The organism is Bacillus sp. A1 (assembly GCF_042296235.1).
GTDB classification, from domain to species: domain Bacteria; phylum Bacillota; class Bacilli; order Bacillales; family Bacillaceae; genus Bacillus; species Bacillus velezensis.
Genome location: NZ_CP141181.1, coordinates 1,776,276 through 1,791,241 on the forward strand (window position 1 = coordinate 1,776,276; position 14,966 = coordinate 1,791,241).

The following is a 14,966-nucleotide window of genomic DNA, read 5'->3' on the forward strand; positions in this document are numbered from 1 at the left end:
TGGAGGCAGCTCTATGAAAAGTGATATGAAGGCAAGCGGGTTACTCAAGCCATCTGTCAGCTATGGAAAATCATTGCGGCTTTCAGCGGATCAGCCGATGACGATTCCTGAAATCCTGCACAAAACCGCCGCGGCAGCGGGAGATCGAAAGGGCATCACATATATTCAGCCTGACGGCACCAAAGTGTACCAGACTTACAGCGGCCTGAAAAAGATCGCTCTTTCGATTGTGAAAGGGCTCCGCCAATCAGGAGTGAAGGCTCAGGATGAAGTCATATTACAGCTCAGTGACAATTCCCAGCTGATTCCTGCTTTTTGGGGCTGTGTTTTTTTAGGAGCGATCCCGGTTCCGCTTGCGGCCGCTCCGGCTTATACAGAAATGAACAGCGGGACGCAAAAACTGAAAGATGCCTGGATGCTGTTGAATCAGCCGTATGTCATCACAAGCCGTGACGTGCTGCCGGAGATGACTGAATGGGCGGAGGAGCAGGAGCTTTCCGGGTTTTGCGCTTTGGCGGCAGAAGATCTCAGTGCGCACGAAATGGATACGGACTGTCATCATCCCCGTCCGGAAGATTTGGCGATGCTGCTTTTGACCTCGGGAAGCACGGGCACGCCGAAAGCCGTGATGCTCAGCCATGAAAACATCGTCTGCATGGTCAAAGGAAATATTCAGATGCAGGGCTATACAAGTGAGGATGTCACGTTTAACTGGATGCCTTTTGACCATGTCGGCGGCATCGGAATGCTTCATCTGCGTGATGTTTATCTCGGATGTGAGGAAATCAACATACCGAGCGAATCCATTTTGATGGACCCTTTAAAATGGCTCGACCTGATTGATCATTACCGCGCTTCGGTCACGTGGGCCCCCAACTTTGCCTTTGGACTGCTTGCCGATTTTGCAGAAGAGATTCAAACGCGGAAATGGGACTTATCTTCCATGCGTTACATGCTGAACGGCGGGGAGGCCGCGGTTGCGAAAGTCGGACGCAGAATTATGGAGCTTTTAGAGCCGCACGGTCTGCCGGCTAATGCCATCCGTCCCGCATGGGGAATGTCCGAAACGTCTTCGGGCGTTATTTTCTCAGATGAGTTTACACTGGAAAACACGAGTGACGACGATCGTTTCGTCGAGATCGGTCTGCCGATCCCGGGATTTAATATGAGAATTACGGATGACCGCAATCAAGTGGTGGAAGAAGGAGAAATCGGCCGCTTCCAAGTGTCCGGTCTGACTGTAACGAGCGGATATTATGAGCGCCCGGACTTAAATGAGAGTGTCTTTACAGAAGACGGCTGGTTTGAAACGGGAGATCTCGGATTTCTGCGTGAAGGCCGCCTGACGATAACGGGGCGCACGAAAGATGCCATCATTATCAACGGTGTGAATTATTACAGCCATGCCATTGAATCAGCCGTTGAGGAATTGCCAGAAATTGAAACGTCTTATACAGCGGCATGCGCCGTCCGGCCGAATCAAAGCACGACAGATGAGCTGGCGATTTTCTTTGTGACATCTGTTCCGTTGGATGAGAACCGCATGACGAAGCTTCTTCATCACATTCACCAGCACGTGACACAGAGAATCGGCGTTACCCCTGATTATCTGCTTCCGGTCGCAAAAGAAGACATTCCTAAGACGGCGATCGGGAAAATCCAGCGCACTCAGCTGAAACATTCATTCGAACAAGGGCAATTTGATTCATTACATAATAGCAGGCAAGAAGGCGGCAATTCAGACACGGCTTCTGCAGAGAAAGATATTGAACGGGATTTTATCCGTTTTCTGAAAGAGGAACTTTCCATCGCAGATGAGCTCGTTGATCCAAATACGCCGTTTCAAAGTCTTGGCGTCAATTCCATCAAGATGATGAAACTCGCCAGATCAATTGAAAAAACGTATCACATCCGGCTGACGGCAAGAGAGCTGCACAAAAACCCGACGATTGGCGCTTTAGCGGCTTATACTGCAGAAAAAGCGGCAAACATGTCAGCGGAGCATCATCCCCAAAAAGCCGAACCGCCGGCAGAACGGGAGAGACGGCAAATGGCGCCAGCGCTTTCAGAAGTCCAAAAAGGGCTGTGGACATTGCAGAAAATGTCGCCTGAAACGACTGCATACCATGTCCCGCTCTGTTTCCGATTCACAACCGGAATCGACAAAGAGAAACTGAAACAGGCGTTTCAGCTCGTATTAAAGCAGCATCCGATGCTCAAAAGCGCCGTGAATGAAACAGACGGCGGGTTTTATTTCAGAGAATCGGCAGATCCTTTTGTATTCTCGGAGGAAGATATTTCTGACGTCAATGAATCACAAATCTCCGCTCTGATACGGAAAAAAGTGAAAGAGCCGTTTGTCAAAGAAGGCGGGCCTTTGCTGCGCGTGCAGCTGCTTTCAAAATCCGCCGCGGAACATTATCTTTTGACGGTGATTCACCACATCGTGTTTGACGGTATTTCATCCATTACATTTATTCACAGTCTGCTGGATCATTATCAGGCGCTGCTGGAGGGAAAAGAAGAGTTTGCGGCCGCCGTTCCCGGCATTCATCCCGATTTCGCGGCTTGGGAAAAGCGGTATTTAGCGGGTGAAGAAAGCAAAGCTGCCCGCGCTTACTGGATGAAACAGCTCGGGGGCGATCTGCCTGACCTTCAGCTTCCGTCGATGCGCACGGACAGCAGCGTTCCGGAGTTTACAGAAGATACGCTGACACGCCGTCTTTCCGAACGGCTGCTGAATAATCTAACGGCGTTTGCCGCATCCCGTTCGATTCATTTGTCTACCGTTATGCTGAGCTGCTATATGGTGCTTTTAAGCAAATATACGGATAAGGAAGATATTGTGACAGGCATGCCTGCAATGGTCAGACCTGAAGAACGCTTTGACGGAGTGGTCGGCCATTTCCTCAACATGCTTCCTATACGGAGCAGAGCCGGACGAAAAGAAACATTTGCTGACTTTGTTCAAAAGGTGCAGGATGCCGTTCTGGACGGACTGGATCACTCCTTTTATCCGTTTCCGAAAATGGTGCGTGATGTGCGTGCGAAACCCCTGCAGAACGGTTCGCCTGTTTTCAGCAATGCCTTTTTCTATCAGAACTTTCTGCAGCATTCAAGCTATCAATCGATGCTGGATGAATACAAGGAATTCTCCTGTGAGTTTGTAAAAGACATTCATCAGGAGGGGGAATATGATCTTGTATTTGAAATGTGGGAAGAAGCATCAGGCATGGATCTTACGATTAAATACAGCACCGAATTATTCGACGAAGCAGGGGCGGCCAGACTTTTCAGCCAATTTGTACAGGCCGCTGAAGCTTTGACGGCGAATCCGGATATGCCGCTTGAGAACGTTTCTCTCATGACAAAAAGAGAGGAGCACATGATTCTTAAGACTTGGAATGAGACAAGCCGTGAATATCCGGATGCCTGCTTCCATGAATTATTTGAACGTCAGGCGGCAGAAACGCCGGACGCTTGTGCGGTCGTGTATGAACAGCAAAAGCTGACGTACCGTGAGCTTGATGAAAAAAGCACGAAGCTGGCGCTCTATTTGCAGGCGCACGGTGCAGGCCCTGATGATCTCATCGGCATTTATACAGACCGTTCATTGCATATGGCTGTCGGCCTTCTCGGCATTTTAAAAGCCGGGGGAGCGTATGTGCCGCTTGATCCTTCTTATCCCGCTGACAGATTGGAATATATGATCGCCGACAGCAGGATTTCAATGTGCCTGACGACAGCTGATTTAGAGCACTCCTTGAACTGGGGAGGCGTGCAGACAACTGCCATTGACCGCGATTGGTCTCGTATTGAAAGCACAGCCGCGGAAAGAACGTCGCTGAAGCGGTTAGTGACACCTGACGATCTGGCGTATGTCATTTACACGTCGGGCAGCACGGGCAAACCGAAAGGCGTGATGATTCCGCACCGGGCCCTGACCAATTTCTTAATCTCGATGGCATATGAACCGGGGCTTTCGTCCGAAGACAAACTGCTTGCCGTCACGACATATTGCTTTGATATCGCGGCACTGGAGCTTTACCTTCCTTTAATCAAAGGAGCAGAGTGCAACATCTGTAAGACAGAAGTCACAAAAGACGCACGGAAGCTGAAAGAGCTGATTCAAGAGTACAAACCGACGATCATGCAGGCGACGCCGTTTACGTGGAAAATGCTCTTTCATTCCGGATGGTCAAATGAAGAAAAAGTGAAAATCCTTTGCGGCGGAGAGGCGCTTAGCGAACAATTGAAGCAGCAGTTTCTCGATACGAAAAGTGAGGCTTGGAATATGTTCGGGCCGACAGAGACGACAATCTGGTCCGCGGTGCAGCGTATAACGGAAAATGAGAGCGCGCTTACGATCGGGCGCCCGGTCGCCAATACCCGTGTGTATATTATGGATTCCGGTCTCAACCCTGTTTTAGAAGGGGTGCCGGGAGAACTTTGTATTGCGGGAGACGGATTGGCAAGAGGGTATTTCAACAAGCCTGAGCTGACAGATAAAGTTTTCGTCAGCCACCGGCTCGAACTGGGATCAAAGCTTTATAAAACAGGTGATATGGCGCGTTTTCTTCCCGGCGGCCGCATTGAATACATGGGACGGATGGACACCCAAGTCAAAATCCGCGGCTACCGGATTGAACCCGGAGATATTGAGAGCCGGCTGAATGCCCATCCGGCCGTACAGGAAAGCGTAGTGGTTGTGAACAATCACTCCGGAAATGAGAAGCTTTGCGCGTTTTATATCCTGAAAAACGGAGAGCCGCTTCCATCTGCAAAGGAATTGCGCAATCATTTGAAACAAGCGCTGCCGTCCTATATGACGCCAGCTTCGTTTATCCGTCTTGAAGAGCTGCCGCTCACACCGAACGGAAAAGTGGACCGCAAGCTTCTTGCTGCCCGCGACCTGACGGAAAAGCAGCCGGACACACAAACATTTTCATCATCTCATATCCAGCAGGCGGTGCTGGCGATTTGGCAGGATGTATTGAATAGCAAAGATATAGAGCTTGATGACCGCTTTTTTGATGCGGGGGGAGATTCGCTTCTTGCCGTGACTGTCACTGAGCGGATGACGCAGGAACTGGATTGTGAATTCAGTGTAACGGAGCTGTTTGAATACGCGACGGTAAAAGACATCAGCCGGTACATCATAGAACAAAAACCGAAAGAAGCCGTTTTGGCTCCTGTGCCGCAAAAGAAAGTGAATACAGAAGACCGGGAACACCCGGCGGGAGAATTTCCCGATTATTATGAGGACAGCCTTGCGGTTATCGGTATATCCTGTGAGTTTCCGGGAGCGAAAGATCATTATGAATTTTGGAATAACATCAAAGAAGGCAAAGAAAGCATCACCTTCTTTTCAAAAGAGGAGCTCCGCCGATTCGGTATTTCTGAAGAACTGGCTGATCATCCCGGCTTCGTTCCGGCTAAATCAGTTTTAGAGGGGAAAGAAATGTTTGATCCCGGTTTCTTCGGCTTTTCACCGAAAGATGCGGAATATATGGACCCTCAGCTGAGAATGCTTTTGCTCCATTCATGGAAGGCAATCGAGGATGCGGGATATATCTCCAAAGAAATTCCGGAAACAAGCGTGTATATGTCTGCCAGCACGAACTCTTACCGCAGCCTGCTGCCGGAGGAGACGACAGCACAGCTGGAAACGCCGGATGGCTACGTGTCATGGGTGCTTGCCCAAAGCGGTACGATTCCGACGATGATTTCTCATAAACTCGGGTTGAAAGGGCCGAGCTATTTTGTCCATGCCAACTGCTCATCTTCGTTAATCGGCCTGCATTCGGCTTTTCAAAGCCTGCAGTCCGGCGAAGCCAAGTACGCCCTTGTCGGCGGTGCGACCCATCATACGGAATCAAGCGCCGGATATGTTCATCAGCCGGGGCTGAATTTTTCGAGCGACGGGCATATTAAAGCGTTTGACGCGGCTGCTGACGGAATGATCGGCGGTGAAGGGGCCGGCGCCGTGCTCTTGAAAAAAGCGTCTGATGCCGTTAAGGACGGCGACCATATTTATGCGCTGCTGCGCGGAATCGGCGTCAATAACGACGGAGCGGATAAGGTCGGATTTTATGCGCCGAGCGTCAAAGGACAGGCTGAGGTCATTCAGAAGGTCATTGATCAGACGGGCATCCATCCCGAAACGATCGCGTACGTCGAAGCTCACGGCACAGGAACAAAACTCGGCGATCCGATCGAACTGTCCGCACTTCAATCGGTGTACGGCCGATATACAGATAAAAAACAATACTGCGGCATCGGTTCAGTCAAAACAAATCTCGGGCATTTGGATACAGCGGCCGGAATGGCGGGCTGCATCAAGGTTGTCATGAGCTTATATCATCAGGAAATCGCGCCGAGCATCAATTACAAAGAGCCGAACCCGAATCTTCATTTAGAAGACTCTCCGTTTTACGTAGCGGAAGAAAAGAAAGAGTTAACCCGTGAGAACAGAGCGCACCGCATGGCTTTAAGCTCTTTCGGTCTTGGCGGAACAAACACACACGCGATTTTTGAACAATATCCGGATGCATCCGAAGCAGCAGACGCTGCAGGTCCGTTCATCATTCCGTTGTCTGCCAGAAAAAAAGATCGCCTGAAGGAGTACGCAAAACAGCTGCTGGCTTTTCTGGAAAGAAAAACGGACGCCGACCTCGCTGATCTTGCCTACACGTTCCAAGTCGGAAGGGAAGCGATGGAAGAGCGCGCGGCCTTTATCACAAGCGGCACTGCGGAGCTGAAGCGGCAGCTTGCCGATTTTATCAATGATAAGCCGGCTGTAACAGGCTGCTTCAGAGGAGAAAAACAGCAGGCGAAAGATATTGCCTGGCTTTCTGATGATGATGACAGCGCTGAACTCATTGAGAAATGGCTTGCGAAAGGAAAAGGACCGAAGCTCTGTGAAATGTGGAGTAAAGGTGTCGCCATCAATTGGCACAAGCTTTACAAAGACAAGCATCCGAAACGAATCAGCGTGCCGGTCTACCCGTTTGCAAAGGAGCCGTACTGGCCGAAAAAAGCAGAAAAGAAAACATCTGCCGCACACACCGGAGTCTCAGTTTTACACCCGCTCGTGCAGCAAAATACGTCAGATTTAACCCTTCAGCGGTTCAGCTCACGGTTTACAGGCTCAGAATTTTTCCTGAAGGATCATGTGGTCAGGGAAAAAGCTGTGCTGCCGGGAGCGGCATATTTGGAAATGTCTTATGAAGCGGTAAAACGGGCGCTTGGCGGCTTATTAAAAGACCAAGACAGAATAACGCTCCATCATACCGTCTGGATGAAGCCGATCGTCGTTCACGAACAAGAGCGCCAGGTCCATATTGCGCTGTTCCCTGAAGAGGACGGCATCATCTCATATGACATTTACAGCATAAACGCTGACGATGAAGAAGTGCTGCACAGCCAAGGGCGTGCCGAAATCATAAAGGCTGAACGAGAGCCTGAGAGAGGCCTTTCTGCCATACAAAACAGATGCACAGCGGACATTCTTGATCCGGCGGTCTTTTATCGGGAAGGCCGGAGCAGGGGGATGTTCCACGGAAAAGCCTTCCAAGGCATTAAGTCCGCCTTTATCGGCGAGAAAGAAGTGCTTTCGGACATACAGCTTCCGGATTCTGTTTCTCATACGAACGGACAATTTACGCTTCATCCGAGCATCATTGATTCGGCTATTCAGACGGCGACGATCTGCATTATGCAGGAGTTTTCCGGACAAAAACTGATTCTGCCGTTTGCGCTGGAATATCTTGAAGTCGTCAAAGCATGCACGCCGATTATGCGGGCGCATGCACGCTTCAATGAAGGATATCAAACCGGTGATTCCGTGCAGAAAGCCGACATTGACCTGTTCGACGAAACAGGAGCGCTTTGCGTGAAGGTGAGAGGATTCTCTACGAGAGTGCTTGAAGGCGATGCAGAATCGGCTCAGCGGCTATCAGGCTCGGAAAAGGTCTTGTTTGCACCGGTCTGGAAAGAAGCTGCCGCATCCGAGAAAGCTTCTGTCCATGCTGATGAGCATTTGATCATACTTTGTGAAGATGCCTGCCGTATAAAAGATGAAGCGGCATCCGGCCTGAAAGACGCCGAACTGCTGATTGCAGAAGGTGAGGGTGAAACAGCCGCTGAACGCTTCCAAAGCTACGCGCAGACAATCGCCGAACACATCCGGCGGATCATCAGCGAAAAAAGGCAGGGCCGCATTCTGATTCAGACCGTTATTTCAGCAGACGGCAGCCAGCAATTGTTTGCGGGGTTAACAGGTTTGTTAAAAACAGCAGAGCTGGAATACGGAAAACTTGACTGTCAGCTCATCGAGATGGAATCAATCGGCGAAATGCCGGCTGTCGCTCAAAAACTGAAAAACGACAGTCATCGGCCGCATGATAAACATATCCGTTATACAGGAGAAAAACGGTATGTGAAGGCTTGGGAAGAAATGCATCCTGCAGGTGGCGGCGCCGTCTGGAAGGACGAAGGCGTATATCTGATTACCGGAGGCGCAGGAAGCCTGGGGTTGATGTTCGCAAAAGAAATCGCAGGTCGCGTTAAACACCCGAAAATCATTCTGACCGGCCGTTCAAATCTGACAGAAGCCAAACAGCGTGAGCTTGCTATGCTTCAGGACTCAGGCGCAAATGTCGTCTACAAAAAGCTGAATGCGGCAGACCGACGGGAAAATGAAGCGCTGATAAAAGAGATTACGGCGGAATTCGGGGAGCTTAACGGAATTATTCACGCAGCGGGAGTGATACAAGACCGTTTCCTGCTGCAAAAAACGAAGGAAGAGTTCAGGGAAGTGCTTGATCCGAAAGTGATCGGCACCGCTTATTTAGATGAAGCCAGCAAAGACTGCAATCTTGACTTTTTCGTATTGTTCTCCAGTGTTTCCGGCGTTCTCGGCAATGTCGGGCAGGCTGATTATGCCGCCGGCAACGCGTTTATGGATGCATACGCCGCTTACAGGCAATCCCTTACGGAGAATGGCCTGCGGCACGGAAAAACGATCGCCTTTAACTGGACGCTGTGGAAAGATGGCGGTATGCAGGCGGGAGACGAGACGGAAAGAATGATGAAAAAAGCTTTCGGTATGGTTCCGCTTCAAAAGGCGTCAGGCCTGGCTGCATTTTATGAAGGAATGGCTCAGGAAAGGCCGCAGCTTTTAGCAGCTGAAGGAGACGCAGCAAAATTAAAACAGTCGTTCCTGTCCGTTTCTGAAACTGAAAAGCCGCAGGTGGAGAAAATAGAGCCTGTATCCGCCGTTTCGGGAGACAAATGGCACGGTGCGCTTATCCGATTGGTCAGTTCAATTTTAAAAGTCGGCCAAGACGAGATTGATATTGATACGGAACTGAGTGAATACGGTTTTGATTCGGTATCCTTTACCGTCTTTACGAATCAATTAAATGAAGCGTATCAGCTGGAACTGGCGCCGACGATCTTCTTCGAACACGGGACGATCCGCAGTTTAGCAGAGTATTTGACGGATGAGGCAGAAGCCGGCCTTCCTTCTCAGCCGGAAGAAAAACACGATGCAGAAGAATCTCTTCAAACGCTTCAGACCGCTTTGACAGACATGGTAAGCGGCATTTTAAAAGTAGACCGTGAGGACATTGAGACAGATACGGAATTGAGTGAATACGGTTTTGATTCCGTATCGTTTACCGTCTTTACGAATCAATTAAATGAAGCGTATCAGCTGGAGCTGGCGCCGACGATTTTCTTTGAGTACGGAACGATCAGCGGTCTCGCCGGATATTTGGCAAAAGAGCATCCGGGCCGTTTCGGCGAAAAGAAGAAAGAGTCTCCGAAAAAAGAGCAGCCAAAAGCCCAAAAATCGAAAATGCAGCGGAAAAAGCGCTTCGCAACGGTAATGAACGCTGCGGCAGCGACACAAGAGCCGCGCCGCTTGGATACGGTTGCCATTGTCGGAATCAGCGGCCGATTCCCGGGCGCGAAGGATATAGAGGAATTTTGGCGCAATTTGAAAGAAGGAAAGGATTCGATCACAACCATTCCGAAAGAACGCTGGGATTGGCAAGCGTTTGATGGCGACCCGAATCTTGAAGGGAACAAAACGAATATCAAGTGGGGCGGCTTTATCGACGGAATAGCTGAATTTGATCCGCTGTTCTTTGGGATTTCACCGCGGGAAGCCCAATATTTAGATCCGCAGCAGCGGCTGTTATTGACTTATGCATGGCGGGCGATAGAAGATGCGGGCTGTAAGCCGGAAAGCCTTTCCGGCACAAATACGGGCGTCTTTATCGGCACCGGAAATACCGGTTATAAAGATTTGTTCACAAGGGCAGGTCTTGCGCCGGAAGGACATGCGGCGACAGGCAGCATGATTCCTTCCATAGGTCCGAACCGTTTGAGCTATTTGTTAAATCTTCACGGGCCAAGTGAGCCGATTGAAACGGCATGTTCAAGCTCGCTTGTGGCGATTCACCGGGCGGTATCCGCTATAGAAAACGGAGAATGCGACATGGCGATTGCCGGGGGAATCAACACGATTCTGACGGAAGAAGCGCATATCAGCTACAGCAAAGCAGGCATGCTCAGCAAAGACGGAAAATGCAAAACCTTCTCCAAAGATGCCAACGGGTATGTCAGAGGAGAAGGCGCGGGAATTCTGATGCTGAAGAAACTGACAGATGCAGAACGTGACGGCAATCCGATTTACGGCGTGATCCGCGGTACGGCTGAAAACCACGGCGGCCGGGCGAATACGTTAACCTCGCCGAATCCGAAACTGCAGGCTGATTTATTGGTGAAAGCATACCGGAAAGCGGGAGTGGACCCGAGCACCGTCACTTATATTGAAGCGCACGGTACAGGAACGGAATTGGGCGACCCGATTGAAATAAACGGTTTGAAAGCGGCGTTTCACGAGCTGGCGAAAACAAATCAAGAGCCTGAAGTCTTCGGTCACCGCTGCGGCATCGGTTCGGTCAAAAGCAATATCGGCCATTTAGAGCTTGCCGCGGGAGTATCAGGCGTCATGAAAGTGCTTTTGCAAATGAAGCACAAAACGCTGGTGAAAAGCCTGCATTGCGAGACGATCAATCCGTACATTCAGCTCGATGACAGTCCTTTCTACATCGTGCGGGAAAATCAGGAATGGACGGCAGCAAAAGATAGAAACGGAAATGCCATTCCGCGCCGGGCCGGGGTCAGCTCATTTGGCATCGGCGGGGTCAACGCCCATATCGTCATTGAAGAGTATGTCCCGAAAGCAGCCGCTCAGCCTGAGCACAGCCCGGAAAATCCGGCAATCATCGTTTTGTCCGCCAAATCAAAAGAAAAACTGTTTGAACAGGCGCGGCAGCTGCAAAAAGCGATCCGTCAAACGCCGTATACAGATCAAGACTTGGCGGGCGTCGCTTATACGCTGCAAACCGGAAGGGACGAAATGGAAGAGCGCTTGGCCATTCTTGCAGCGACGATGGCGGAATTGGAAACAAAGCTGGAAGCATTTACGAAAAATGAGAAAAACATCGCCGGGCTGTATACCGGCCAGTCTCACCGCAATAAAGATACGTTTGCCTTGTTCACCGCAGATGAAGATATGGACATCGTCATTGACGCCTGGATTAAAAAAGGAAAATTCGCCAAGCTGGCAGAGGTATGGGTGAAAGGCGGCGTATTGAATTGGAACCGGCTGTATGAAAAGGGTACGCCGCGTTTACTCAGTCTTCCGTCTTATCCGTTCGCAAAAGACACGTATTGGGTGCCTGAGAATCCTGACAAAAAGAAGGTCCATACAGAGGAACGGATGAAACGTATTCTGACGAAACAATGGGAACCGAGCCCGCTCGAACTGGGTGAACCGTGCGCACGTTCCGTTGCGATTTTGACAGGCGGGGACACGATCAATCTCGCAGAAGAGATCGCAGCGCATATGCCGAATCACCGTATCATCACAGGATCAGACCTTGCCGGTGAATATGACTGGCAGGCGTTTGGCGGCGTCATCGACCTTCTCGGCGCAGCGAAAGAAGAAGCTTCTGAAGATATGACCGGTATCAAATGGCTTCAGCAATTGATTGAGCATGGGCATAAAGAAGGGATGACACTGCTTTGTGTCACGAAAGACCTTGAGTCATTAAATAAAGAGGCCAATCAAACAACAGGAGCAAAACGGGCCGGTCTGTACAGAATGCTGGCGTGCGAGTACGGTCATCTGTCTTCAAGGCATCTCGACCTTGAAGGAGGGCTTTCTGATGACAAACTGGCGAAGCAGATTGCCGATGAGTTTCATGCCCGCACTGATGACGCGGAAGTTTGCCGGAGGAACGGCTTGCGTTACCGCGCTGTATTAAGCGGCTCAGAAAACATGGATATGAAAGGCGAGAGAATTGATTTTCCGGACAACCATGTGCTTCTGATCACCGGGGGGACGAGGGGGATCGGCCTTTTATGCGCACGCCATTTTGCCGAACATTACGGAGTGAAAAAACTGGTGCTTACAGGCCGTGAGACCCTTCCGCCGCGAAGTGAGTGGACGGGCGGACTGAATGGGGTGACGGCTTCTGTAAAAGCGAAAATTGAAGCTGTTCTCGACTTGGAATCCAAAGGTGTACAAGTGAAGGTTTTGTCAGTCCCGTTAGCTGATGAAGCCGGGCTGAGACAGGAACTGAGTCAGATAAAACAGACGCTCGGACCTATCGGCGGCGTGATTCACTGCGCGGGTGTGACCGATAAAGAGACGCTCGCATTCATCAGAAAAACCGATGAAGACATACAGCGCGTGCTCGAGCCGAAAGTAGACGGGCTTCAGGCGTTATACAGTGTGCTCAGCGAAGAGCCGCTGAAGTTTTTCGTCTTGTTCTCTTCCGTGTCAGCTGCGATACCGGCGCTTTCGGCAGGACAGGCCGACTATGCCATGGCCAATGCGTATATGGACTATTTTGCAAACTCATACAAAGAGCAGCTGCCGATCGTAAGCATTCAGTGGCCGAACTGGAAAGAAACCGGAATGGGCGAAGTAACAAACAAAGCTTATAAAGAGAGCGGGCTATACAGCATCACGAATGCAGAAGGATTACAGCTCCTTGACGGCATACTTCTTGAATCAGCAAGGGGCCCGGTGCTGCCGGCCGTTCTGAATCCTGAGCTGTGGAAGCCGGAGCGATTCCTGCGGCGGAGCAGGCAGGATCAGCCAATAAGTCCGGCTATGGTAAAACCGGCGGAAAAAAACGCTGACACTGCCGCAGACAACGCTCAATTAACAAGGAAAACAGAAGAATGGCTGATAGAATTATTTTCTGAAGAGCTGCGGATTGACCAGGATCAGCTTGAGACAGACGTATTATTCCAAGATTACGGAGTGGACTCCATTATCCTTGCTCAGCTTCTGCAGCGGATCAACCGGAATCTCTCGGCATCGCTTGACCCGTCCATTCTGTATGAATATCCGACGATTCAATCTTTCGCAAATTGGCTTCTCGAAGGATATACAGAAGTTTTGTCAGAACGGTTTGATTTGGCGGCGGAGCCTGTTATGAAGAAGCCGGCTGAGCCGGTGATTGAAACACAAGCCGTTAAGGTGCAAGAAGAGGCGGCCGGAAAACAGATTCACCGGGAAGATATCGCGGTCGTCGGCATGTCCTGCCGGTTTCCGGGGGCGGCTTCCTTAGAGGCGTACTGGTCGCTTTTGGCTGAAGGCCGTTCGGCTATCGGTCCTGTTCCGGCTGAGCGATGGGGGTTGAAGACGCCTTATTACGCGGGAATGCTTGATGGAATTCATCAATTTGATCCGGACTTCTTTTTACTGGCAGAAGAAGATGTAAAGGCAATGGACCCTCAAGCTTTGGCCGCTCTGGAAGAATGCCTTAACCTGTGGTATCACGCTGGCTATACGCCGGATGAGATAAAGGGAGAAGCAATAGGTGTGTATCTCGGCGGACGCAGCCGTCACAAACCGGGTGAAGAGAAACTGCTGGATGCGAAAAACCCGATCGTCGCGCTGGGCCAGAATTATTTGGCCGCAAATCTCTCTCAATATTTTGATATGCGCGGCCCGAGTGTTGTCCTCGATACGGCTTGTTCTTCTGCTTTAGTCGGCATGAATATGGCCGTGCAGGCTCTTGTAACAGGAGAAATAAAAGCGGCCGTCGTCGGCGGCGTGAGCCTATTTGAATCAGAAGAAACCCATAAATTATTTGAACAGCGCGGCATATTAAGTAAAGCGCAGTCGTTCCATGTATTTGACGAACGCGCCGATGGAGTCGTGCTGGGCGAGGGTGTCGGAATGGTTCTATTAAAAACCGTGTCTCAGGCCATTGAAGACGGAGATTCTATTTATGCCGTAGTGAAGGCGGCATCCGTCAATAATGACGGAAGAACGGCAGGCCCGGCTACGCCGAGTCTGGAAGCGCAAAAATCCGTCATGAAGAAGGCTCTTGAAAAAAGCGGAAAACAGCCGGAAGACATTACTCATATTGAAGCGAACGGTTCAGGCACGGTCGTGACGGATCTGTTAGAACTGAAGGCCATTCAATCCGTCTACCGTTCAAAAGACGCCGGCCCGCTCGGAATCGGATCTGTGAAACCGAACATCGGGCACCCGCTTTGCGCGGAAGGAATTGCAAGTTTCATAAAAGTTGTTCTCATGCTGAAAGAAAAGAGCTTTATCCCGTTTTTATCAGGCGAGCATGAAAATACACATTTTGATAGAGAAAAGGCCAATATTCAGTTCAGCCGCACTCTGGCAGACTGGCCGTCACCAATACCGGCGGCAGGAATTAACTGTTTTGCCGACGGCGGAACAAACGCCCACGTCATTGTGGAAGCGTGGCAGGAAGACGAAGGGCGCCCAATCAAGCGCCATCCTTTAACACCGCCTGCATTAAATAAGCGGCTGATTTCGCCGGACAGCAAAGAAGAAACGAACGAAAAAGCTGCGGCAAACATCTGGGATACCTATGAAGTGGAGGTTTAAC

Annotated in this window: 1 protein-coding gene; it reads left to right on the forward strand. The window is 50.4% G+C overall.

Annotated elements, in window-relative coordinates; genetic code table 11:
* The first annotated feature begins 13 nt into the window (after positions 1-13).
* The gene (locus U2H13_RS08985; RefSeq protein WP_376700773.1) at positions 14-14,965 is read left to right on the forward strand and encodes an amino acid adenylation domain-containing protein; all 14,952 of its coding nucleotides are present in this window, start codon (positions 14-16) and stop codon (positions 14,963-14,965) included.
* Position 14,966: the final 1 nt, after the last annotated feature.